This window comes from Nocardioides sp. Soil_C_8 (assembly GCF_057656315.1).
The window spans coordinates 62,568-84,487 of the sequence record NZ_JBDGKQ010000005.1; the positions used below are offsets into that span (position 1 = coordinate 62,568).

At 73.2% G+C, this 21,920-nt stretch carries 21 protein-coding genes; 12 read left to right on the top strand and 9 right to left on the bottom strand.

What is annotated here, in order from left to right; translation table 11 throughout:
* Window positions 1-12: 12 nt before the first annotated feature.
* Window positions 13-1,818, top strand: coding sequence for a sensor histidine kinase (locus tag AC3A3L_RS19790; protein ID WP_487641758.1), 1,806 nt, complete (start codon window positions 13-15; stop codon window positions 1,816-1,818).
* Here AC3A3L_RS19790 and AC3A3L_RS19795 read toward each other — a convergent pair.
* A complete protein-coding gene (locus AC3A3L_RS19795) occupies window positions 1,790-2,254 on the bottom strand; it encodes a GNAT family N-acetyltransferase (protein ID WP_487641759.1) in 465 nt (154 codons plus the stop codon). The two genes, AC3A3L_RS19790 and AC3A3L_RS19795, sit on opposite strands and share 29 nt — an antisense overlap.
* A gap of 97 nt (window positions 2,255-2,351) precedes the next feature.
* Between AC3A3L_RS19795 and AC3A3L_RS19800 the strand changes: the two genes are divergently transcribed.
* Complete coding sequence (locus AC3A3L_RS19800; protein WP_487641760.1) at window positions 2,352-3,725, top strand: NAD(P)-binding protein; 1,374 nt, start codon at window positions 2,352-2,354, stop codon at window positions 3,723-3,725.
* Between the two features lie 60 nt (window positions 3,726-3,785).
* Here the strand turns inward: AC3A3L_RS19800 and AC3A3L_RS19805 are convergent, their stop codons facing one another.
* The gene (locus AC3A3L_RS19805; RefSeq protein ID WP_487641761.1) at window positions 3,786-4,955 is read right to left on the bottom strand and encodes a M14 family zinc carboxypeptidase; all 1,170 of its coding nucleotides are present in this window, start codon (window positions 4,953-4,955) and stop codon (window positions 3,786-3,788) included.
* 174 nt (window positions 4,956-5,129) lie between these two features.
* Here AC3A3L_RS19805 and AC3A3L_RS19810 point away from each other — a divergent pair, with 174 nt between their 5' ends.
* The gene (locus AC3A3L_RS19810; RefSeq protein WP_487641762.1) at window positions 5,130-6,050 is read left to right on the top strand and encodes an SDR family oxidoreductase; all 921 of its coding nucleotides are present in this window, start codon (window positions 5,130-5,132) and stop codon (window positions 6,048-6,050) included.
* Window positions 6,051-6,060: 10 nt separating this feature from the next.
* Here AC3A3L_RS19810 and AC3A3L_RS19815 read toward each other — a convergent pair whose 3' ends face one another.
* On the bottom strand, window positions 6,061-6,492 hold the full coding sequence (locus tag AC3A3L_RS19815; protein ID WP_487641763.1) for a hypothetical protein: 432 nt from the start codon (window positions 6,490-6,492) through the stop codon (window positions 6,061-6,063).
* A gap of 56 nt (window positions 6,493-6,548) precedes the next feature.
* Window positions 6,549-7,364, bottom strand: a complete 816-nt coding sequence (locus AC3A3L_RS19820; RefSeq protein WP_487641764.1) for an NAD-dependent epimerase/dehydratase family protein — start codon at window positions 7,362-7,364, stop codon at window positions 6,549-6,551.
* Window positions 7,365-7,436: 72 nt separating this feature from the next.
* Here AC3A3L_RS19820 and AC3A3L_RS19825 point away from each other — a divergent pair, with 72 nt between their 5' ends.
* The 7 genes from AC3A3L_RS19825 (at window position 7,437) to AC3A3L_RS19855 (ending at window position 15,119) form a co-directional block, all read left to right on the top strand.
* On the top strand, window positions 7,437-7,898 hold the full coding sequence (locus tag AC3A3L_RS19825) for a methyltransferase family protein (RefSeq protein WP_487641765.1): 462 nt from the start codon (window positions 7,437-7,439) through the stop codon (window positions 7,896-7,898).
* A gap of 123 nt (window positions 7,899-8,021) precedes the next feature.
* Window positions 8,022-8,948 (top strand): 5-dehydro-4-deoxyglucarate dehydratase, encoded by a 927-nt coding sequence (gene kdgD / locus AC3A3L_RS19830; RefSeq protein WP_487641766.1) that lies wholly within the window; start codon window positions 8,022-8,024, stop codon window positions 8,946-8,948.
* Between the two features lie 30 nt (window positions 8,949-8,978).
* The gene (locus AC3A3L_RS19835; RefSeq protein WP_487641767.1) at window positions 8,979-10,478 is read left to right on the top strand and encodes an aldehyde dehydrogenase (NADP(+)); all 1,500 of its coding nucleotides are present in this window, start codon (window positions 8,979-8,981) and stop codon (window positions 10,476-10,478) included.
* Complete coding sequence (locus AC3A3L_RS19840) at window positions 10,475-11,794, top strand: enolase C-terminal domain-like protein (RefSeq protein ID WP_487641768.1); 1,320 nt, start codon at window positions 10,475-10,477, stop codon at window positions 11,792-11,794. The genes AC3A3L_RS19835 and AC3A3L_RS19840 overlap by 4 nt, the downstream gene beginning before the upstream one ends.
* 12 nt (window positions 11,795-11,806) lie before the next feature.
* Window positions 11,807-12,736 carry an alpha/beta hydrolase gene (locus AC3A3L_RS19845; protein ID WP_487641769.1) on the top strand — a complete coding sequence of 310 codons (930 nt, stop codon included), beginning with the start codon at window positions 11,807-11,809 and terminating at the stop codon, window positions 12,734-12,736.
* Window positions 12,737-12,778: 42 nt separating this feature from the next.
* A complete protein-coding gene (locus tag AC3A3L_RS19850; protein ID WP_487641770.1) occupies window positions 12,779-14,038 on the top strand; it encodes a cytochrome P450 in 1,260 nt (419 codons plus the stop codon).
* Window position 14,039: 1 nt separating this feature from the next.
* On the top strand, window positions 14,040-15,119 hold the full coding sequence (locus AC3A3L_RS19855; protein WP_487641771.1) for a YihY/virulence factor BrkB family protein: 1,080 nt from the start codon (window positions 14,040-14,042) through the stop codon (window positions 15,117-15,119).
* Here the strand turns inward: AC3A3L_RS19855 and AC3A3L_RS19860 are convergent.
* The 4 genes from AC3A3L_RS19860 to AC3A3L_RS19875 all read right to left on the bottom strand — a co-directional run bounded on the left by AC3A3L_RS19860 (window position 15,116) and on the right by AC3A3L_RS19875 (window position 18,511).
* On the bottom strand, window positions 15,116-16,066 hold the full coding sequence (locus AC3A3L_RS19860; RefSeq protein WP_487641772.1) for a PfkB family carbohydrate kinase: 951 nt from the start codon (window positions 16,064-16,066) through the stop codon (window positions 15,116-15,118). The two genes, AC3A3L_RS19855 and AC3A3L_RS19860, sit on opposite strands and share 4 nt — an antisense overlap.
* Window positions 16,063-16,605, bottom strand: a complete 543-nt coding sequence (locus AC3A3L_RS19865) for a cysteine hydrolase family protein (RefSeq protein ID WP_487641773.1) — start codon at window positions 16,603-16,605, stop codon at window positions 16,063-16,065. The genes AC3A3L_RS19860 and AC3A3L_RS19865 overlap by 4 nt, the downstream gene beginning before the upstream one ends.
* A gap of 167 nt (window positions 16,606-16,772) precedes the next feature.
* A complete protein-coding gene (locus tag AC3A3L_RS19870) occupies window positions 16,773-17,609 on the bottom strand; it encodes an ABC transporter permease (RefSeq protein WP_487641774.1) in 837 nt (278 codons plus the stop codon).
* The gene (locus AC3A3L_RS19875) at window positions 17,606-18,511 is read right to left on the bottom strand and encodes an ABC transporter ATP-binding protein (protein WP_487641775.1); all 906 of its coding nucleotides are present in this window, start codon (window positions 18,509-18,511) and stop codon (window positions 17,606-17,608) included. Before AC3A3L_RS19875 ends, AC3A3L_RS19870 begins: the two co-directional genes overlap by 4 nt.
* Before the next feature lie 143 nt (window positions 18,512-18,654).
* Between AC3A3L_RS19875 and AC3A3L_RS19880 the strand changes: the two genes are divergently transcribed.
* Together AC3A3L_RS19880 and AC3A3L_RS19885 are read left to right on the top strand one after the other, a co-directional pair.
* Window positions 18,655-19,875: a hypothetical protein gene (locus AC3A3L_RS19880; protein ID WP_487641776.1), complete on the top strand. Its 1,221-nt coding sequence runs from the start codon at window positions 18,655-18,657 to the stop codon at window positions 19,873-19,875.
* A 9-nt stretch (window positions 19,876-19,884) separates the two neighbouring features.
* Entirely contained in the window at window positions 19,885-20,703 is an 819-nt protein-coding gene (locus AC3A3L_RS19885; protein ID WP_487641777.1) for a hypothetical protein, read from the top strand.
* A gap of 12 nt (window positions 20,704-20,715) precedes the next feature.
* On the opposite strand, the gene AC3A3L_RS19890 is transcribed toward AC3A3L_RS19885, so the two are convergent.
* On the bottom strand, window positions 20,716-21,915 hold the full coding sequence (locus tag AC3A3L_RS19890; RefSeq protein WP_487641778.1) for a pyridoxal phosphate-dependent aminotransferase: 1,200 nt from the start codon (window positions 21,913-21,915) through the stop codon (window positions 20,716-20,718).
* Window positions 21,916-21,920 lie beyond the last annotated feature (5 nt).

Sequence of the window (21,920 nt, forward strand, 5' to 3'; positions counted from 1 at the left end):
GCTGGGAGTGAGATGCACGACGAACCGGATCGGGGACGGCGCCTTGCCGACTCCCCGTGGGCCGACGAGCAGACGCGCCAGCACCTGCAGGTCCTCGTCGAGGGCGTCGCCACCCTCGCCGGGTTCGCCCAGTCGTCGCTGACGCTGCGCCGCGACGGCCAGTTCGAGGTGGTGGCCGCGGCCGGGGTCGAGGACGGGTTCGTCGGCACACAGGTGCCGGCGGAGTCGATCGAGAACGAGCTCCGCGACGCCGACGAGTGGGGCGTGTGGCGCTTCGTGCCCCACGACCGGGCCAGCGAGGAGGCGCTCTCCTACAGCCACATCCCGGACGTGACCCCCCTCGAGGGCGAGGACGCCTGGCACCCCCTCGACCTCCTCGCCGCGCCGCTCCACGACGACCAGGGGCGGCTGCGGGGCCTGCTCTCGGTCGACATCCCCGACGACGGCCGACTGCCGTCGCCGGAGAAGATGGAGGTGCTCACGCGCTACGCCGGACTCGCCCGCACGCTCGTGCTCCTGGCGCTCGAGCGCGAGGAGCTCAGCGAGCAGGTGCGGATGGCGACGGAGGCGCGCGCGATCGTCCGCCAGGCCCTGGGTGAGCCGACGCTCGAGCTGGTGCTGGAGGCGTGCCGGTCCGCGGTCGTGGCGTGCTTCGACGCTGTCGGCATGTGGCTGACGGCCTTCAACCCGGACGGGGTCGGGTCCACCACGACGTCCTACGCCGTCGGCGACAGCTACGACGCGCCGCCCTTCGACGAGATCGACGACGTGGTCGTGCGGCTGGCCCAGCGCTACTGGGCCGACCAGTACGTCGCGCCCTTCTCCCGCGACAGCCTCGACCAGCCCGGCCTGGCCCGCGACGACGCCGAGCGCCTGCTGGGCTTCCTCGACCGGATCGGCATCGGGTCCGTGCTCTTCGTCCCGCTGGGCGTCGGCCGGGAGTGCGTGGGCTTCCTGGTCCTGACCCGCGTCTCCGACGCGCGCCGCTGGACCGACATCGAGATCGAGGCCGCGCGCGACATCGGCCGCGACCTCGGCCTGGCGGTCGGCAAGGCCCGCCAGCTCGAGCTCGAGCGGGCCATCGCCGACCGGCTCCGCAAGCTCGACAGCTACCGCGTCGAGGTCGTCAACACGATGGGCCACGAGCTGCGCAACCCGCTCTTCTCGATGAGCGCCAACCTCGAGCTCCTCGACACCGCCGGCCTCGACGAGGACGGCCGCCGGTCCGTCGCGGCCGCGACCCGCGGCGCCACCCGGATGCGAGCCGTCATCGACGACATGCTCACCATGGCCCAGGTCTCCGACCCACACCGCGAGTTCGACCCCATCGCGGTCGACCTGCGCCGCGTGGTCCACGACGTCGCCGACGAGTGCCACGCCGCTGCGACGGCAGGCGGGGTGACCTGCGAGTCCGAGCTGCCCGACGAACCGGTGCTCGTGCCCGGCGAGCCCGAGGAGCTGCACCGCCTGCTCACCAACCTCGCGTCCAACGCGATCAAGTACACCGACCCCGGCGGTCGGGTGACCGTGCGCGTCGCTCAGCGTAGTGACGCGGTCGTCGCGACCGTCGAGGACACGGGGATCGGCATCTCCCCGCCCGACCAGGAGCACCTGTTCCGCGAGTTCTTCCGCTCCACCAACCCGGCCGCCCTGTCACGCCCCGGCACCGGCCTGGGCCTCGCCATCGTCGCGCGGATCGTCGCCCGCCACGGCGGCTCGGTGGACATCGACTCCGAGCGCGGCCGCGGCACGACGGCCACGGTGACCCTCCCGGCCTACGGCGAGCGCGTCAGCGCGGACCCAGCTCCAGCGACATGAAGCTGCTCAGCGGGTCCTCGACGTAGGAGCCGAACGGCTCGCACGCCACGAAGCCGGACCGCGCGTAGAACCGGCGGGCAGGTGCGAAGAACTCCATCGAGCCCGTCTCGAGCGAGACCCGCGACACCCCGCGGTCGCGGGCGTCGCCGAGCGCGTGGGCGAGCAGCCGCGTGGCCACGCCCGTTCCCCGCACCCGCGGCTCGGTCCGCATGCTCTTCAGCTCCTCGTGCCCCTCCTCGACCGGCGCGAGGGCGACCGTGCCGAGGACCCCGTCGCCGTCGGCGCCGACCCAGAGCCGTACGCCGTCCCCCTGCAGGGCGCTCAGGTCGAGCGCGTGCCGGCTCTCCGGCGGCGCCGTCGGCTCCATGTCGTCGAGGTGAGCCTGCAGGAACGCCGCCAGCCGGGGGTCGCCGAAGTCGGCGCGGGTGATGTGCACGGCGCCAGTGTGGCGGGCTCGTGTTTCGCGGAGGTGACGTCTGGACCGGAACCGGCCACCCCGGGCGCAAGCCCTCAAGGTGTGCCAGCGTGTGTCCATGACTCGCACACTGGACGTCGACCACCTCGTGGTGGGTGCCGGCGCGATGGGGATGGCCTTCACCGATGCGCTGGTCGACCACTCCGACGCACGCGTCGCGATCGTCGACCGTCGCCACGGCGCGGGCGGGCACTGGCTGGAGGACTACCCGTTCGTCCGGCTGCACCAGGCCTCGACGTTCTACGGCGTCGCGTCGACGGTGCTCGGTGGCCGCATCCAGGAGCAGGGGCCCGAGGCGGGCCTGCACGTCCGCGCCTCGCAGCCCGAGATCGTGGACTACTACGCCCGGATCGTCGAGCGGCTGCGCGGGACGGGCCGGGTGGAGGTCCTCACCGGGTGCGAGGTGGTGGGCCGCACGGTCGTCTCGCGGATCTCCGGACGGACGTGGGAGGTGCCGGCGTCGTGCCGCGTGGTCGACGCGCACTACCTGTCGCCGAGCATCCCGGCCGAGTCGTCGGCACCGTTCTCGGTCGCCGACGACGCGCGCGCCGTCACGGTCAACGACGTGGTGCGCCTCGAGGAGGCCCCGAGCCAGTACGTCGTCGTCGGCTCGGGCAAGACGGCCACCGACGCCTGCGTGTGGCTGCTCGGCCAGGGCGTGGACCCCGACGCGATCTGCTGGGTGCGACCGCGGGAGCCGTGGATGCTCAACCGCGCGCTGATCCAGCCCGACCCGGCCGTCTACCTCGGGGTGCCGGCGACGACGTTCGAGGAGGCGGCGACCTCGTCGTCGCTCGACGAGCTGTTCCTGCGGCTCGAGGACGCCGGCGTGATGCTGCGCATCGACCCGTCGGTCACGCCGACCATGGCGAAGGCCCCGACGCTCGGCGAGTGGGAGCTGGCGCTGCTGCGGTCCATCGGCCACGTCGTACGCCACGGGCACCTGCGCAACGTGGAGCGCGGTCGGCTCGAGATGGAGGACGGCACCACGGTGCGGGTCGCGGACGACGCCGTCGTGGTGCACTGCGCCGCCGACGGCCTGAAGAACCCGCCGCTCGTGCCGGTCTGGCAGCCGGAGGTCATCACGATCCAGCCGGTGCGTGCTGGGTTCCCGTGCTTCGGTGCGGCGGTGACCGGCTACGTCGAGGCCACCCGTCGCGACGACGACGAGAAGAACCGCCTGTGCCCGCCGTCGCGCTTCGGCAACTCGCTGGCGCAGTGGGCGGACATGAACGTCCGCGGGACCCGGGCGTCGATGACACTGGGTGCGGAGCCCGACATCGCGGAGTGGGCCAACACGGTGGCGATCAACCCGGCACGCATCGCCGCCGAGCATGCCGGCTCCGACGAGCTCGACCGGGTCCGTGACCGCCTCGCGGCGGCCACGGCGCCCGGTCTCGAGGCCCTCACCCGGCTGATGGCGACCGGCTGACGCAGGATCGTGGAGGATCCGAGTCACCTGGTGGCTCGGATCCTCCACGACGTGCCGCCGTCAGTCGGCGGGGAGGTAGACCCGCTGCGGGATCGTGTCGTAGACCGACGGGTCGAGCGTGTCGATCGAGCCGTCGGCGACCGAGTCGACCAGGCCGCCGAGCCCGATCTCGATCTGCTTGCGCAGCATGCCGTTGCGCTTCATGCCGTCGTACTGCGTCTGGCTCGACGTCTCGAAGAGCACGACCGCGCTGCCGCGCAGGGCGAACGAGCCGAGCGCGGTGCCGGGCAGGTTGGTGTCCTGCGGGTAGAGCGTGACGGCGCCGTAGCCGGACTTGCCGTAGCCCTGCAGCGCCTCGTAGACCGCGACGTTGGCCCGCTCGGACGCCTCCATGTCGAACTTCGGCCAGGAGCCGAACTCGGCCGGGTCGTCGATGAACTTCGCCGAGATCGACAGCGGCGACATCTGCTCGAGGTCCTCGGTGGCGTAGCAGGACCACTGGTTGTGCAGGTCGACGAAGTAGTCGACCGTGCCGAACTCGTCCTCCAGGCCGCGGTAGACGTCGCGGACGGTCTGGGACTCCGGCGTGATGTACCAGCCGGTGTCGGCGCTGTTGCCCGGGAAGTCGGCCGGCTGCGGGACGTAGTCGAGGTCCGGGTTGAAGTCGCGGTTGACGTCGAAGCCGCCGACCCGCGCGTTGTAGTTCCAGGCCGGCGCGACGCCCGCGAGCTGCGGGAACGCGGCGACGACGTCGGCCCAGGTCATCTCGTTCTGGCGGGTGTCGCGCTCGCCGCCGTCGACGTTGAGCCGCGGGATGGCGACGATCGTGACCTCCTCGCGGAGGGCCGCGGCCTCGGGCGTCGAGCCGCCCCAGCGCCGCAGCAGGTCGAGCAGCGCCTCGGTGCCGTGGTTCTCGTTGCCGTGGATCTGGGACTCGACGAACACGACCGTGTCGCCCTCGCCGACGCGAGCCGAGTAGATCTCGCGGCCCTGGTTGCTCTCGCCCACGACCTCGACGTCGACGAGGCCCTTGGTGGTGCGCTCGATGCTGGCCAGCGAGCGGCTGAGCTGGGCGTGGTCGACGAATCCGTTGTTGCCCGACCCGGAGGCCTCGGTGCCGCAGTGGGACTCGGTGGGGATGGCGTTCGCCGGTGACGAGGTGGTGGTGGCGACGATCCCGAGAGGAAGGGCCAGTCCGGTCAGGACGGCCGTCCAACGTCGTGCAGACATGTTTCTCCACATCAGTTGTGCCCGGCGAGCCGAGCGATCGACAGGTCCGTGCACCGTAGGTCGGCTCGCCGACGCCGCACCAGAGACCTTCGGCTCACTCCGTAGGGGGGATTGCATCGACCGGACGGTGCCGGGTACAGGGGCGGACCACGCACCCCGCGACGGAGGACGACGATGAGCAGCGACGGACAGGCCGACCAGACCCGGCAGGACCCCACCGAGGTGCACGAGCAGCCCGACACCGAGGGCGAGCAGCTGCCGAAGCCCGGCGACGAGGACTCGGTCACTGGCGAGATGGGGGAGAAGCCCGACCACGGCGAGGAGTCGTACGTCGGTCACGACCGGCTGTTCGACCAGGTCGCGGTGATCACCGGCGGGGACTCGGGCATCGGTCGTGCCGTCGCGCTCGCCTTCGCGCGTGAGGGCGCCGACGTGGTGATCGCCTACCTGGAGGGCGAGGAGGACGACGCCCGCGAGACCGCCCGGATCGTCGAGGACGCCGGGCGCCGCGCCGTGCTGGTGCCGACCGACCTCGTCGAGGAGTCGGCCTGCCAGGCGCTGGTCGACAAGGCCGTCGCCGAGCTCGGCCGCATCGACATCCTCGTCAACAACGCGGCCTACCAGATGGCCCAGCCGGGCGGGATCGCCGACATCACGACCGAGCAGCTCGACCGGGTGATGCGGACCAACGTCTACGCGATGTTCTGGCTGTGCCGGATGGCGCTCCCGCACATGCAGGCGGGGTCGTCGATCATCAACACCTCCTCCATCCAGTCCTCGCAGCCCTCGCCCGCGCTGCTCGACTACGCCAGCACCAAGGCGGCCATCGTGAACTTCACGCGAGGGCTGTCGAGGGCGGTCGCCGAGAAGGGCATCCGCGTCAACGCGGTCGCGCCCGGCCCGATCTGGACGCCCCTGATCCCGGCGACCATGCCCGACGACAAGATCGCGTCCTTCGGGGAGGACACCCCGCTCGGCCGCGCCGGGCAGCCGGCCGAGGTGGCGACGGCGTACGTGTTCCTCGCCTCGCCCGAGTCGAGCTACGTCACCGGTGAGGTCATCGCGGTCACCGGGGGCAACCCGGTCACGATGTGAGGCCCGCGGGTCAGTCCCAGAACCACATGAGGAGCTCGTTGGCCAGCGGGGTCGCCAGCCACGCGATCGTGGCGACCCCGACGGTCGCCGCGGAGACGTAGAGGACGACCTCCCGCGGGCTGAGCGTCCGCCGCCAGGTCCAGGCCATGAACGCCGACCACAGCGCCACCCCGCCCGCGACGAACGGCGCCGTCGGCACCCCGACGACCGCGACGAAGCCGACGAGCCCGCCCAGCGCGGTGTCGTACGGCCACATCAGCGACAGGTCGTAGGCGTAGACCGTCTCGCCGGCAGGGCGCTGGTGGACGCCGTTGACGTAGTACGGCAGTGCGAGGCAGACGGCGTACGGCACCGTGGCGAGCAGGGCTGTCAGGAGCGCGAGGCCCGAACGGTGGCGCGGTTGCGCGAGCCGGGACCCGGCCTCCGAGGACATGACCGCCATGGCTGCAGTGTGCCGCTTCCGGCCGGCAGGTCCATCGCCACGATCGGGGATGTCGTTCAGCTGCCGACCGCTGCGTAGCCCTCCCGGTAGGACGGGTACGCCGGCGCCCAGCCCGTCGACCGCAGCCGCGCGTCGGACAGTCGCTTGCCGTGGCCCTGCGCCGGGTCGGCCGGCGGGGGAGCGGGAGCGCCGAGGCGTGCGGCGAGGAACGCCGCCACGTCCCCGAGCTGGGCGGGCGTGTCGTCGGTGCCGAGGTAGAGCCGCTCGGGCGTGGCAGCCATCGTGAGCAGGTGCACGACGGCCGCGGCGGCGTCGCTGCGGTGGATCCGGTTGGTCCAGCGGTGCGGGTCCTCGATCCGGCCCTCGCGGACCTGGTCGAGCAGCCGCGTGCTGCTGCCGCCGTACAACCCCGAGAGCCGCAGCACGCTGCCGTGCGGGACGCGCGCGTGGAAGGCCTCCTCGGCGGCGACGAGCATCCGGCCGGGGCCGTCGGAGGGGGCCGCGGGCGCCGTCTCGTCCTCGACGTCCGGGAGGTCGTGGCTGCCGTGGACCGCGGTCGACGAGACCAGCACCGCCCGCTCGGGCGGTTCGGGCAGCGCATCGAGCGCCCGCGCCATCCCGTCGACGTACGTCGCCCGGTAGGACTCCTCGGTCCGCGGGCGCGCGGTGAGCGCGACGACGACGAGGCGAGGGCGTACGTCGGACAGGTCGGGCGCCTCGTGCGTGAGGTCGACCGAGCGGCCGGCGAGCGGCGCGGGCACCTGCGAGGCGTTCCGCCGCAGCGCGAGCACGCCGTGGCCGAGGTCGGCCAGGCGCAGGCCGACCGCGGCGCCGAGGTCGCCGGCGCCGACGAGGAGGACGTCCGGGGTCACAGGCGCACCGTACGGGAGGACCCGGCGGCCGCGGGGCTGCGCACCGGTCGCTGGCCGTGGCACGGTGGTGCCATGAAGCGCCCGCCGCCCCCGCTGCTCGCCCTCGTCGCCGGCCTGTCCCAGCAGGGCCTGTCGCGCGGCGCGCCGCCGGCGTCCGGACTGCGGCGCTCGGCTGCGGCGGTCACGGCGGCGGCGTCGGTTGCGCTGGCCGGCGGGGCGGCGAGCCGGTTCCGGGCGCAGGGCACGACGGTCGAGCCGTTCGAGCCCTCGAAGGCCACGTCGCTCGTCGTCTCGGGACCCAACTCCGTCACCCGCAACCCCATGTACGTCGGCATGGCCGGCCTGCTCGTCGCCAACGCGCTCCGCAGGGGCTCGTGGGCGGGCGTCCTCCCGGTCGTCACCTTCGTGGCGGTCATCGACCGCTTCCAGGTCGCCGCCGAGGAGCGCGCCCTCGTGGAGAAGTTCGGCGCCGACTACGCGGCGTACCGCGAGAGCGTCCCGCGCTGGCTCGACCGCCGGTCCTTCCGTAGATAGATACCGCCAAGGCATCACTGGATTCAGAAACGGGCTTGGACAGGCATCGTCAGGTCTTCCTAGGTTGGTGAGCACCGCCACATCCGTGGGACATGGGACCCACGGCCGACCGAAGGACGAAGCGTGACGAAGTACAGCCCGACCGAGCTCGTCGAGACCCTGGGCAGCGGCCTGCTGTCGTTCCCCGTCACCCACTTCGACGCCCACCTGCAGTTCGACGAGCCCGCCTACCGCTCCCACCTCGAGTGGCTCAGCGGCTACGACGTGGCCGGCCTGTTCGCGGCCGGCGGCACGGGCGAGGGCTTCTCGCTGAGCCCCGAGGAGACCGACCGCGTCGTCCGCGCCGCCATCGCCGGCGCCGCCGGCAAGGTCCCCGTGCTCGCGCCCGCCACCGGGTCCACCGTCAACGCGGTCGCCCAGGTCAAGGCCGCTGAGGCCGCCGGTGCCGACGGCATCCTGCTCATGCCGCCGTACCTCACCGAGGCCGGCCAGCGCGGCCTCGTCGAGCACATCAGCCAGGTGTGCGCGGCGACCAACCTCGGCGTCGTCTTCTACTCCCGCGCCAACGCCGTGCTCGGCGCCGACGCCCTCGAGCAGGCGTGCGCCCGCAACGACAACCTCGTCGGCTTCAAGGACGGCGTCGGCTCGATCGAGCAGATGACCCGCACCTACGCGCAGCTCGGCGACCGCCTCGTCTACGTGGGTGGACTGCCCACCGCGGAGATGTTCGCCCTGCCGCTGCTGCAGCTCGGCGTCACCACCTACAGCTCGGCGATCTTCAACTTCGTGCCGCAGTTCGCGCTCGACTTCTACGCCGCCGTGCGCCGCCAGGACCAGCAGGCCGTCTACGCGATGCTCAACGACTTCGTCATCCCCTACACGAAGATCCGCGACCGCGAGTCCGGCTACGCCGTCTCCATCGTCAAGGCCGGTCTCGCCGCCGTGGGTCGCCCCGCCGGCCCGGTGCGCCCGCCGCTGTCGGACCTGACCGACGCCGAGCGCGACGAGCTGCAGACCCTCGTGGACAAGGTGGCAGGCTCGAACGCCTGACCCCCACCAACCCCGATCTCGAAGGAACCCATGTCTGACCAGGCCACCTCGATCATCGCCGGCACCGACTCCGAGCAGCCCGACGTCGCCGCCGCCACCGCGGCCGCCGCCGAGGCGTTCGCCGCCTACCGCGCCACCACCCCCGAGGAGCGGGGCGCCTTCCTCGAGGCGGTCGCCGCCGAGATCGAGGCCGACAAGGACGCGATCATCCCCGAGGCGGTCCGCGAGAGCGGGCTGCCCGAGGGGCGGATTACCGGTGAGGTCGGCCGCACGACGGGCCAGCTGCGGATGTTCGCGGGCGTGGTCCGCCAGGGCGACCACCTCGGCGTGCGCATCGACCCGGCGCTGCCGGACCGTGCCCCCCTGCCGCGTGCCGACATCCGGCAGCGGATGGTGCCGCTGGGCCCGGTCGCGGTCTTCGGGGCGAGCAACTTCCCGCTCGCCTTCTCGACCGCGGGCGGTGACACCGCCTCGGCACTCGCCGCCGGGTGCCCCGTCGTGGTGAAGGGCCACCCCGCCCACCCGGTCACCGGCACCCTCGTCGCCCGCGCCATCACCCGCGCCGTCGAGAGGTCCGGCCTGCCCGCCGGCACGTTCTCCTTCGTCCTGGGCGGCATCGAGACCGGCCAGGAGCTCGTCGCCGACCCGCGCATCACCGCGGTCGGCTTCACCGGCTCGCGTGGCGGGGGCCTCGCCCTCGTCCGTGCCGCCGCCGAGCGCGAGGTCCCGATCCCGGTCTACGCCGAGATGTCGTCGATCAACCCGGTCGTCGTGCTCCCCGGCGCGCTGGAGGGCGACGTCACCGCGCTCGCCCAGGCGTACGTCGGCAGCCTCACGCTCGGCTCCGGCCAGTTCTGCACCAACCCGGGCCTGCTCTTCCTGCCGTCCGGCGAGCAGGGCGACGCGTTCCTGCGCGCGGCCGGTGAGGCCGTCAGCGGCGCCGCCGGACAGCAGATGCTCACCCCGGGCATCGCCGAGGCCTACGCCAGCGGCACAGCAAGCCTGCGCGGCACCGAGGGCATCCGCGTCGTCGGCGAGGGCTCCGCGGCCGGCGAGCACGCCCCCGCGCCGGTGGTCTACGAGGTGCCCGCCGAGCTGCTCGCGATCGACGACAGCACCGTGACCGACGAGGTGTTCGGTGCCTCCGGCGTCGTGGTGAGGTACGACGACGTGGCCGCCCTGCTGCCCCGCCTCGAAAGGCTCGAGGGCCAGCTCACCGCGACCGTCCACGCCACCGACGCCGACACCGAGGACGCCGCCGCGCTCCTGCCGGTCCTCGAGCTCAAGGCCGGCCGGGTGCTCTTCAACGGCTGGCCGACCGGCGTCGAGGTGGGCCACGCGATGGTCCACGGCGGCCCCTACCCGGCGACGTCCGACTCGCGCAGCACCAGCGTCGGCAGCCTCGCCATCGAGCGCTTCCAGCGTCCGGTCGCCTACCAGGACGTCCCAGCCGCGCTGCTCCCCGCCGCCGTCCGCGACGACAACCCGTGGGGCCTGCGCCGCCGTCTCGACGGAGAGCTCGAGGCATGAGCACCATCGCGAAGGTCGACGTCGTCCCGGTCGCCGGGCACGACTCGATGCTGCTCAACCTGAGCGGTGCCCACGGCCCGTTCTTCACCCGCAACATCGCGATCGTCACCGACTCCGAGGGCCGCGAGGGCCTCGGCGAGGTGCCGGGCGGCGAGGCGATCCGGCAGACGATCGCCGACGCCGCCGAGATCCTCGTCGGCCAGCCGGTCGCGAGCTTCCGCTCCCTGCTGCGACGCGTCGCCACGGCGTACGCCGACCGCGACGCCGGCGGCCGCGGCCTGCAGACCTTCGACCTCCGCACCACGATCCACGCGGTCACGGCGCTCGAGTCGGCGCTCCTCGACCTGTCCGGCCAGGCGCTCGGCGTGCCCGTCGCCGAGCTGCTCGGCGAGGGCCAGCAGCGAGACAGCGTGCCGATGCTCGGCTACCTGTTCTACGTCGGCGACCCCGACCGGACGGACCTGCCCTACCTCCGCGAGCACGACGGTGCGGACGACTGGGAGAAGGTCCGGCGCGAGGAGGCGATGACCCCCGAGGCGGTCGTCCGCCTCGCCGAGGCAGCGCAGGCGCGCTACGGCTTCGCCGACTTCAAGCTCAAGGGCGGCGTGCTGCCGGGCGAGGAGGAGGTCGCGGCCGTGACCGCGCTCCACGAGCGCTTCCCCGACGCCCGGATCACCCTCGACCCCAACGGCGGCTGGCTGCTCGAGGACGCCGTGCGGCTGCTGCAGGGCAAGGACGACGTCCTGGCCTACGCCGAGGACCCGTGCGGTGCCGAGGGCGGCTACTCCGGGCGCGAGGTGATGGCGCAGTTCAAGCGCCGCACCGGCCTGCGCACGGCCACCAACATGGTCGCCACCGACTGGCGCCAGATGGCCGACGCGGTGCGCACCAACGCCGTCGACATCCCGCTCGCCGACCCGCACTTCTGGACCATGGCGGGCTCGGTCCGGGTCGCCCAGCTGTGCCACGACTTCGGCCTGACCTGGGGCTCGCACTCCAACAACCACTTCGACGTCTCGCTGGCGATGTTCACCCAGGTCGGCGCTGCCGCCCCGGGCGAGATCACCGCGCTCGACACGCACTGGATCTGGCAGGACGGCCAGGGCCTGACGACCTCGCCGTTGGAGATCCGCGACGGTGCGATCGAGGTGCCGAGCACGCCGGGCCTCGGCGTGACCATCGACCGCGACCGCCTGGCGGAGGCGCACGCGCTCTACCTCGAGCACGGCCTCGGCGCGCGCGACGACGCCGTCGCCATGCAGTACCTCGTCGACGACTGGGCCTTCGACCCCAAGCGCCCCTGCCTCGTCCGGTGACGGAGCACTGAGGTGGCCCTCGACCCCGACCTCGCCGTCTTCGTCGGCGAGGTCGAGCGGCAGCGAGGCCGGCCCGTCTCGGAGATGAGCATCGCCGAGGCGCGGGCCGGCATGCGGGCGCTGCGCGTCGACAGCGTGCGGCCGGAGGACGTCGTACGCATCGGCGCGGTGACCGACGAGCACGTCGACGACCTGCCGGTCCGGGTCTACCGGCCCGCCGCCGCCGAGGGTCCCGTGCCGACGGTGGTCTACTTCCACGGGGGCGGGTGGTTCCGCGGCGACGTGGACACCCACGACCAGGTCGTGCGCCGGCTGGTCCGCGACACCGGCGCGGTCCTCGTGAGCGTCGACTACCGCCTCGCGCCCGAGCACCCCTGGCCCGCCGCCACCCACGACGCCGTACGCGCTGTCCGCGTCGTCGCGGCCGAGCTGGGGTCGTACGGCGGCTCCGACGTCCTGGCCGTCGCGGGCGACTCGGCCGGGGGCAACCTCGCCGCCATCGCCACCCAGGAGCTGCGCGGGCAGGTCGCGATCGCCGCACAGCTGCTGATCTACCCGGCGACCGACCTCCTCGGGCACCACCCGTCGAAGGACGAGTTCGGCACCGGCCACCTCCTCACGGCGGCGATGACCGACTACATCAACACCCTCTACTTCTCCGGCGAGACGTCCACGCCGGGCGACCCGCGGCACTCGCCGCTGCACGGCGACCTCGCCGGCCTGCCGCCGGCCGTCGTCGCGACCGCCGAGTGCGACCTGCTGCGCGACGAGGGGGAGGCGTACGCCGCCGCGCTCTCCGCAGCGGGAGTGCGGGTGGACGCGGTCCGCTACGACGGGATGATCCACGGCTTCATGGACCAGGGCCACGTGAGCACGGCCGCGGCCGAGGCGACCCGCGACGTCAACCGTCGCTTCGCCCGGCTGCTGCACGACGTGTCCTGACGGGTCACGCATGCCCGGCGCCCGGCCCGGGAACAAGCAGGGATGACCGATCTCGGAATCCTGCTGGCGCGCCACGGCTACGACGCCGTCGCCCGTGACCGCACCGCCCGTGGTGGGGCGGACACCTACGTCTCGCGGCTGCTCGGACGCCGCACCGTCGTGCTCGGCGACCCCGAGGGGGCGCGGGCGTTCTACGACGAGTCGCTCGCCCGCCGCGCGGGAGCGGTCCCGCCGCCCCTTGCCCGGCTGCTCTTCGGGCGCGGTGCCGTGCACGGGCTGGACGGGACGGAGCACCGGGACCGCAAGCGGCTGTTCCTCGACGTGCTGGACCCCGACCGGCTCGGGTCGCTGGTCGACGAGGTGCGGTCTGCCCTGGTCACCCGCGCCGGCGGCTGGACCGGGCGGGAGGTCGACCTGCACCGCGAGCTGGTGAGTGTCTACGGCGCCGCGACCCTGCACTGGGCCGGCCTCGACGTCTCGCGCCGCGAGGCCGACCTCGTGAGCCGCCGGTTGGCCGAGATCGTCGACGGCTTCGGCTTCGCCGGACCGGCGTACGCCCGCGGCTGGCGCGCCCGCCGGTGGGCCGAGCGGTGGGCCCGGACCGCGGTCCGTGACGCGCGCGAGGGACGTACGAGCCCCGTGTCCGGAAGCGCCCTCCAGATGTTCGCCGCCGCCGACCTCGACGACCGCGTCGCCGCGGTGGAGCTGCTCAACGTGCTGCGCCCCACGGTCGCGGTCAGCTGGCTGGGCTGCTTCGCCGGGCTGGCGCTGGCCTCGGTGCCCCCGGAGGAGCGCGGGCGACTGGTGGCGCCGGAGGCGGTGCACGAGCGGTACGCCTTCGCCCAGGAGGTGCGTCGTACCTCGCCCTTCGTACCGGCCCTCACTGCGCTGGCCCAGCGCCCGGCGGAGGTCTCGGGCGTCCGGGTGCGGAAGGGTGACCGGCTGCTCCTCGACGTGATCGGCATCGACCACCACGCGAGCCGCTGGCCGGCGCCGCGCCTGTTCGACGCGGACCGCTTCCTCGACCACGACGAGGTCGCGGCCGAGACCGCCTTCGACCTCGTGCCCCAGGGCGGCGGCCACCCGTCGGGCCACCGGTGCCCCGGTGAGTCGCTGACCCTGCGCCTGCTGTCGGAGACGGTCCGGGTGCTGGCCGGGCTGGAGCTCGAGGTCAGCCCCGGGACGGCCGACGCGTCGCGGATGCCCACGCTGCCGGCGGGGAGCACCCGGGTGCGGGTCGAGCGTCCCACCCGGCAGTGGCCGGACCCCGCATGGGCCGCGCCTGCGCGGGCACTGGGGTGACATGACGAACCGATCTGCCTCGACCGACGGCGAGTCCACGAGCGAGGAGCGCGAGCGGACCGCCCCCGCGCCCGACGCGCCCGGCAAGCCCGACTCGCCCACTGACATCGCCAAGCCGACCTGGGGCTACTCCCTGCGCAAGGCCGTGCGCGAGTTCATGGACGACCAGTGCACCGACCTGGCGGCCGCGCTGACGTACTACGCGGTCCTCGCGCTCTTCCCCGGCATCATCGCGCTGCTCTCGCTCGTGGGGCTCGTCGGCCAGCAGCAGCAGACCGTCGACACGCTCCTGCAGATCCTGCGCGACATCGGCGCCTCGTCGGCCGCCGACACCCTCGAGCCCACCATCAACCAGCTGGCGTCGAGCCAGGGCGCCGGGCTGGCGCTCGTCATCGGCCTCCTGACCGCCCTGTGGTCGGCCTCGGGCTACGTCAACGCCTTCAGCCGCGGGATGAACCGCATCTACGAGATCGACGAGGGCCGCCCGATCTGGAAGCTCCGCCCGGTCATGCTCCTCATCACGCTCGTCACGGTGCTGCTGGCCGCGCTCGTGGCGGTGGGCCTCGTGCTGACCGGCCCCGCCGCCGAGGCGGTCGGCAGCGCGATCGGGCTGGAGTCGACGGCCGTGACGGTGTGGAGCATCGCCAAGTGGCCGGTGCTGCTGGCCGTCGTGGTGCTCATCGTCGCGCTGCTCTACTACGCCACCCCCAACGTGAAGCAGCCGAAGTTCCGCTGGATCAGCGTCGGCGCGGTGGTCGCCATCGTGGTGTGGATCATCGCCTCGGCTGCGTTCGGCTTCTACGTCGCGAACTTCTCGAGCTACGACAAGACCTATGGCTCGTTGGCCGGCGTCATCGCGTTCCTGCTGTGGCTGTGGATCACCAACCTCGCGCTCCTGTTCGGTGCCGAGCTCGACGCCGAGCTCGAGCGCGGCCGTCAGCTCCAGGCGGGCATCGCGGCCGAGGAGGAGCTGCAGCTGCCGCCGCGCGACACCCGCAAGTCGGACAAGGCCGCCGAGAAGGAGCAGGAGGACATCGAGCGCGGGCGCAGGCTGCGCGAGACGCGGGGGCGACGCTCCTAGGCCGATCCGTCCGCGGCCGCGAGGAAGGCGTCCACCTCGGCCGCGGTCGGCGCCGACTCCGGGCCGCGCCGGGTGACCTTGATGGCGGCGGCCGCGTTGGCCCGGCGACAGCCCTCCTCCCACGGCGTACCGGCAGCCACCTCGGCCAGCAGCGCGCCGGTGTGGGTGTCGCCCGCACCGTTGGTGTCCACGGGCGTCTGCGGGAACCCCGGGACGTACGTCGTCGCGCCGGCGACGTGGACGGCGCAGCCCTCCGGACCGTCACGGACGATCGCAACGGCGTCGCCGCGCAGCAGTGGGACGACCGCTGCCGTGAGCGCGGTGAGGTCGTCGGGCGCGTCCTCGCCGACGGCTCGCAGGACGTCCTCGGCCTCCTCGGCGTTGCTCGACCAGACGTCGGTCACCTCGAGCATCGCCGACCGGACGTCGGGGTCGAGGCCCGCGAAGGCGGCGCCGGGGTCGAGCACCACGACCACGTCGGGGTGCAGCGTCGGCAGCCAGGCGAGCAGGGGGTCGCGCGTGCTGTCGAGGGCGAGCGAGAAGCCGGTGACGCAGACCAGGTCGCCGGGCTGCGGGTCCGAGGTGGCCAGCGACTCGACGCTGATCCGGCGCTCGGCACCCAGCGTGGTCACGAAGGTGCGCTCGGCGCTGGGCTCGACCATGACCACGCAGATGCCGGTGTCGAGTCCCTCCACCGGCGGTGCGGACACCCCGATCCCTGCATCGGTCAGTGCGGCGCGGATCAGGTCGCCGTGGGGACCGGTGCCGACGGCGCCGGCCTGCACGCACTCGGCACCGAACCGGGCCGCCGCCAGCAGGACGGTGACCGTGCCACCCGCGTAGTCGGTCGCGGAGGCGGCCATCACGTTCTGTCCGCGGTCCGGCAGGTCGGGGACCTCGACCACCACGTCGACGAGGGCCTGGCCGGTGTGGATGACCCGGCTCACCTGAGCAGTTCTTCCGTCGTGGCCAGGGTGATCTGCGGCGGGTAGAGCGACATCACCGTCATCGCCGCCTCGTGGTTCTCCGGTGTCGAGCCGGCACACGCGTCGGTGACGACGGTGATGGTCGCGCCGGCGTCCGCCGCCGCCAGCGCCGTCGACACGACGCAGCAGTCGGTGCTCACCCCGGCCAGCACCAGGTGGGGGAGCGGTCCGGTGACGGCCTGCAGGGCGTAGCCCCACTTGCCGAAGGTCGGCAGCGACACCACCTCGCTCGCCAGGCCCTGCACCTCCGGCACGAGCTCGAGCAGCGGGTCGCCCTCCGGGACGTCCGCGAAGGGCCACGCCCGCATGTACGCCGCCCAGCTGCCCTGCGGCTCGGGGGCCGGCACCCAGCGGGTGACCACGGTGCGCTCGCCCGCGGCGGACGCGAGGCGTCGTACGGGCTCCACGATGTCGGGGAACATCGGCGACCCCCACTCGCTGTCCGGGGAGGCGAAGATCCGCTGCGGGTCGATGACGACCAGCCAGGCGTCGGGGTGCATGTGGCCAGCCTGTCAGAACCCGAACGAGATATCTGAGGACGTCGTGGTCCGATCGAGGTCCTCCATCCGTCCAACCCGTCCTCAGATATCGCGTCCGACGACAGACATCAGCGGCCGCCGGTCCCCCGACCGGCAGCCGCTGATCTGCCTGAGGCAGTAGAGGGGATCTACTTCACCTCGGCACGCAGGATCGCGCGGAGGCCGATGGCCAGCGGGATCCAGAGCCAGACGAGCGTGGTGACCCCGAGCTGCTGCCAGTACTCCGTGGTCATCGTGTTGTCGAAGAGGCGGGTGATGGCGAACTGGACGTCGACCCAGGGCTGCAGGTCGGCGAACCACTCCTGGAAGGCGGCCAGCGTCCCGAAGGCGATCGGCAGCACGAAGGAGTAGACGAGGTAGCCGACGAGCGCGGCCGGGGTGGAGCGGAACACCGTGCCGAGCATGAAGCCCATCAGCATGCCGAGCACGTTGGCCAGGATGATGTTGCCGAACTGGCTGAGCGAGATGTCCCACTGTGCGTCGAGGCCGGTGATCGCCGAGCCGGCGAGGTTGCCGACGGCGCCGACGGCGAGCGCGACGAACATCGCGACCACGCCGACGAGCAAGGTGGTGACGGCCTTCGAGGTGAGCACGCGTCCGCGCCAGGGGACCAGGGTGTACGTCGTCAGGCCGGTGCGCTGGCTGTACTCCGAGGTCACCGCCATCACCGCGATGATCGGCAGCACGACCGAGAGCGGCATGCCGATCGCGGACGAGAAGGTGTTCTGCGTGATCGCCTCGTCCGGCGCCCAGAGGATCACCGCGGCCGTGGCGAGGAGGGTCACGATGCCGACGCTGGCCATCAGCCAGAAGCCCGCGCGGGTGTCGAACATCTTGCGCAGCTCGACGCCGACCAGGCGGGTCATCGGGATGGGGCGCACGACGCGGGGCGCGGCGGGTGCCGCGGGTGTGGTCGCGGGGGCGACGGCGGGCACCGTGGTCGCCTCGTGGATCTGGGTGGTCATGCTGCTGCTCCTTCGCGGGCGGTCTCGGCGGTGAGCTCGAGGAACATCTCCTCCAGGCCGGCGCCGTCGGCGGCGCGCAGCTCGCGCAGGACGACGCCGGCACGGTGTGCCGCCTCGCCCACGAGCTCGGGGTCGGCGTCGGCGCGCAGGCCGCCGTCGATGGGGGTGGTGACGACCGACGCCTCGTGCAGGGCGCGGGCGAGGCGGTCCTGCTGGGCGGGGTCGGCGGTGCGGACGAGGGTGCCGGCCGCGGCGAGCAGCTCGGCCTTGCTGCCCTGGGCGACGATCCGGCCCTGACCGATGACGACGATGTCGTCGGCGATGACCTCGATCTCGTGGAGCAGGTGGGAGGACAGCAGCACGGTGCCGCCCTGGTCGGCGAAGCCGCGGAGCAGGTCGCGCATCCAGCGGATGCCCGCCGGGTCGAGGCCGTTGGCGGGTTCGTCGAGGATGAGCACCTGCGGGTCGCCGATGAGAGCGGTCGCGATGCCGAGGCGCTGGCGCATGCCGAGGGAGTAGTTGCGGACCCGGCGCTCGGCCTCGGTCTCGGTGAGCCCGACGCGGGCGAGCGTCTCGGTGACCCGCGACTTCGGCAGGCCCATGGTCTGCGCGGCGATCGCGAGGATCTCGCGGCCGGTGCGACCGGCATGCTGCGCGGAGGCGTCCAGCAGGACGCCGACCTCGAGGCCCGGGTTGACGAGCTCGCGGTAGTCGCGGCCGGTGATGGTGACCTGACCGGTGCTCGGCCGGGTGAGGCCGACCATGATGCGCATGGTCGTGGACTTGCCGGCGCCGTTCGGGCCGAGGAAGCCGGTGACCCGGCCCGTGGCGGCCGTGAAGGAGACGTTGTCGACGGCCGTGAACGGGCCGTACTGCTTGGTGAGGTGCTCGACGCTGATCATGGGTCCAACCCTCGCCGCGCCGGGGCCTCCGGCGCATCGGGGACGGCACCCCGCCGGCCCCTGAGGACGACCCTGAGAGATCCCGCACGGGGGCCCCGGGGTGCGGATCGGGGGAGTTGGGCACTACTTGGGACAATGGCCGGGTGAGCCAGCCCACCAAGCAGCGTCCGCCCCAGGTCAGCCTGGCCTCGGGCATCGTCATGTTCTCGTCGGTGGTGGTGCTCCTCACCGCGTGGGAGCGGGTCACCTCGCTCCGCTCGCTCGAGACCCAGGAGGCGATCCGCGACGTCCTCGCCGAGGCGCCGTTCACCTCGCTCGGCCTCACCGTGTCGAGCACGACCGAGATGCTGCGGGTCTCGTGCATGGTGGCCGCGGCCTGCGCGTGCGCGACCGCGATCCTCGGGTGGTACGTCCGCAAGCCCGACCGTTCCTCCCGGCTGGCCCTGACCCTGTTCGCGGTGGTCGTGTTCCTCACCGGGATCCCGGCCGGCGGCCTGGCCGGCTCGTTCGTCGCCGCCGGTGCGGCGATGCTCTGGATGCATCCCGCCCGTGAGTGGTTCGCCACCGGCAGCTGGACGCCGCCGGACCCGGTTCCGGCGAAGGACCGGGGGACCGCCGACCGGGACGCCTCCGGCCGTACGCCGTGGGGCGCCCCCGGTGCGTCGGGACCGGCCGACCCGTGGGGCCGGCCACCCGCCGGCGGGGACGATCCCTCGACCTCCTCCGGCACCCCGCCCTCGATCCCGCCGCCGGCCAGCCGCCCGTTCGGCGAGCCCGCGCCGCCCACCCAGCAGCACCCGGTCGACCGGCCCGCGGAGTCGCCGTACGGCCAGCCCTACGGCCAGCAGCACCAGCCCGCCCCGGCGCCGTACGCCGCACCTCCCGCGGACTGGCAGCGCCGCCAGCTGCTCCAGGCCCGGCCGGGAGCGATGGTCGCGGCGTTCGTCATCACGGTCGTCACCGCCGGTGGCCTGCTCGGGATCTCGCTCCTGTGGCTGGTGATCGCCGGGTTCTCCCCGGAGTTCCTGCGCCAGGTCCTCGAGCAGCAGCAGCCGGAGATGCTCGACGACGGCCTGAGCCTGGAGCAGGTGCGCACCACCGTCTACGCGCTCGCCGGCCTCTTCGTCGTGTGGTGCGCCGTCGCGCTGGTGCTGGCGGGCTTCGCGATGGCCCGCCGCGAGTGGGCGCGGCGCGGCCTCATGGTCAGCGCCGCCTTCAGCGCCGGGGCCTGCTTCGCCCTCGTGCTGAACACCCCGCTCGTCCTGCTGCCGGCCGCAGCCGCCGTGGCGACCGTGGTGTGCCTGCGCCGCGGCGACGTGCGGCGGTGGTTCCAGCTCGACCCGGGCCAACCGCCGACATGGTGAGATAGGGGCATGACAGGACCGACGCACCAGCCCTACGGCCAGGACCCCTACGGCCAGGACCCCTACGGGCAGCAGCCGGGCGGACAGCCCTCCCCGTACGGCCAGCAGCCGTCCTACGGCCAGGCGCCGGCCGGCCGGCGTCCCGGCACCGTGACCGCGGCCGCGTGGATCACGATCGTCTTCTCCGCGATCACCGCCGCGCTGTTCGGCTTCACCGGGCTCGGGCTGTTCGTCGCCCGCGACCAGGTGATCACCGAGATGGAGCGCGTCCCGGAGTTCCAGGACGCCAACATCGACGCCGACGCTGCCGTGGGCGTGCTGGTCGCCGTCATCCTGGGCCTGGTCATCTGGGCGATCATCGCCATCGTGCTGGCGGTCCTCGTCCTGCGCCGCTCCAACGTCTCGCGGATCCTGCTCGTCATCTCCAGCGCCGTGGTGGCGCTGTTCTCACTGCTCGGCGCGGGCAGCGGTGTCTCAGTCGTCACGCTCGTCGCCTCGATCGCGGTGATCGTGCTGCTCTTCGTCGGAGGAGCCGGTGACTGGTTCAAGGGCCAGTCGTCGGCCGGCGCCTACCCGGGCTACCAGGGCCAGTACGGCGGCCAGTACGGCGGCCAGTATGGGCAGCAGGGGGACCAGTACGGCAACCCCTACGGCAACCAGTACGGCTCGCAGCCCGACCAGCAGTCCGGCCAGCAGTCGTCGCCGCAGTACCCGCCGCCGAGCAGCACGCCCTACGGCCAGGGCAGCCAGGACAACCCGTTCGGCCAGCCGCGGCCGAGCGACGAGGACGGGTCCGAGCACCCGCCGCGGGACTACCCCGGCCGCTGACCGCGGACGACGTCAGCGCGACAGGTCGGCCGCCGCGAGGCGGCGTACGCCCTCGCTGATCACGTCGCGCTCCTTGCAGAACGCCCAGCGCACGAGCTGGCGGCCGGCCTCCGGGTCGTCGTAGAACCCCTGCGTGGGGATGGCGACGACGCCGGCGAGCTCGGGAAGTGCGAGGCAGAACGCGCGCCCGTCGGGCCAGCCGAGGTGGCTGACGTCGGTCGTGGCGAAGTAGGTGCCCTCCGGCACCCGCGGGGCCAGCCCGGCGGCGGTGAGCCCGTCGCAGAGCAGGTCCCGACGGCCCTGCAGGTCGCGGGCGAGCTCGAGGGGCCAGTCGGGCTCGTGGTCGAGCGCGTGGGCGACCGCGGGCTGGAGCGGTGAGCCGGAGGTGAAGGTGAGCCACTGCTTGGCCGCGAGGACGGCCTGGACGAGGGGCTCCGGTCCGGTGGCCCAGCCGACCTTCCAGCCGGTGAAGCTGTAGGACTTGCCGGCGCTCGACAGTGTCAGCGTGCGCTCCCACATCCCCGGCAGGGTCGCGATCGGGACGTGCCCCTCGGCCGAGCGGGCGTCGTCGAAGACCAGGTGCTCGTAGACCTCGTCGGTCACCACGACGACGTCGTGCTGGATCGCGAGGTCGGCGACCACCTGGAGCTCGTCGCGGGTCAGGACGGTGCCGGTGGGGTTGTGGGGCGAGTTGAGCAGGATCAGGCGGGTGTCGTCGGTGACCGCGCTCCGCAGCTCGTCGAGGTCGGGTCGCGGTGTTGTCCTCGAGCCGGCGGGCGCCCGGAGCGTCACCGGTCGTCGGCGGGCGCCGCACATCTCCAGCATCGCGACGTACGAGTCGTAGTAGGGCTCGAGCACGACGACCTCGTCGCCCGGGTCGACGAGAGCGAGCAGCGCGGCGGCGACCGCCTCCGTGCACCCCGTGGTGACGACGACCTCGCGGTCGGGGTCGGGCTCGAGCCCGTAGTGGCGCTGCTGGTGTCGGGAGATCGCTGCGCGGAGGGCGGGTACGCCGATGCCGGGGGCGTACTGGTTGGCGCCCGCCTCCAGCGCCGCCTCCGCCGCGGCGAGCACCGACGGCGGGCCGTCGACGTCGGGGAATCCCTGGCCGAGGTTGATCGCGCCGGTCCGCACCGCGAGCGCGGACATCTCGCTGAAGACGGTCGGCGGGATGTGGGCCAGGCGGGCGGCGAGGGGCTTCGCGGTGGGCACGGGCC

Excerpts from the sequence above, each read along its gene's own strand:
- AC3A3L_RS19790 (WP_487641758.1), top strand. The coding sequence starts at position 13 with ATGCACGACGAACCGGATCGGGGACGGCGCCTTGCCGACTCCCCGTGG.
- AC3A3L_RS19800 (WP_487641760.1), top strand. The coding sequence starts at position 2,352 with ATGACTCGCACACTGGACGTCGACCACCTCGTGGTGGGTGCCGGCGCG.
- AC3A3L_RS19805 (WP_487641761.1), bottom strand. The coding sequence starts at position 4,955 with ATGTCTGCACGACGTTGGACGGCCGTCCTGACCGGACTGGCCCTTCCT.
- AC3A3L_RS19810 (WP_487641762.1), top strand. The coding sequence starts at position 5,130 with ATGAGCAGCGACGGACAGGCCGACCAGACCCGGCAGGACCCCACCGAG.
- AC3A3L_RS19815 (WP_487641763.1), bottom strand. The coding sequence starts at position 6,492 with ATGGCGGTCATGTCCTCGGAGGCCGGGTCCCGGCTCGCGCAACCGCGC.
- AC3A3L_RS19825 (WP_487641765.1), top strand. The coding sequence starts at position 7,437 with ATGAAGCGCCCGCCGCCCCCGCTGCTCGCCCTCGTCGCCGGCCTGTCC.
- AC3A3L_RS19835 (WP_487641767.1), top strand. The coding sequence starts at position 8,979 with ATGTCTGACCAGGCCACCTCGATCATCGCCGGCACCGACTCCGAGCAG.
- AC3A3L_RS19840 (WP_487641768.1), top strand. The coding sequence starts at position 10,475 with ATGAGCACCATCGCGAAGGTCGACGTCGTCCCGGTCGCCGGGCACGAC.
- AC3A3L_RS19850 (WP_487641770.1), top strand. The coding sequence starts at position 12,779 with ATGACCGATCTCGGAATCCTGCTGGCGCGCCACGGCTACGACGCCGTC.
- AC3A3L_RS19855 (WP_487641771.1), top strand. The coding sequence starts at position 14,040 with ATGACGAACCGATCTGCCTCGACCGACGGCGAGTCCACGAGCGAGGAG.
- AC3A3L_RS19865 (WP_487641773.1), bottom strand. The coding sequence starts at position 16,605 with ATGCACCCCGACGCCTGGCTGGTCGTCATCGACCCGCAGCGGATCTTC.
- AC3A3L_RS19870 (WP_487641774.1), bottom strand. The coding sequence starts at position 17,609 with ATGACCACCCAGATCCACGAGGCGACCACGGTGCCCGCCGTCGCCCCC.
- AC3A3L_RS19875 (WP_487641775.1), bottom strand. The coding sequence starts at position 18,511 with ATGATCAGCGTCGAGCACCTCACCAAGCAGTACGGCCCGTTCACGGCC.
- AC3A3L_RS19885 (WP_487641777.1), top strand. The coding sequence starts at position 19,885 with ATGACAGGACCGACGCACCAGCCCTACGGCCAGGACCCCTACGGCCAG.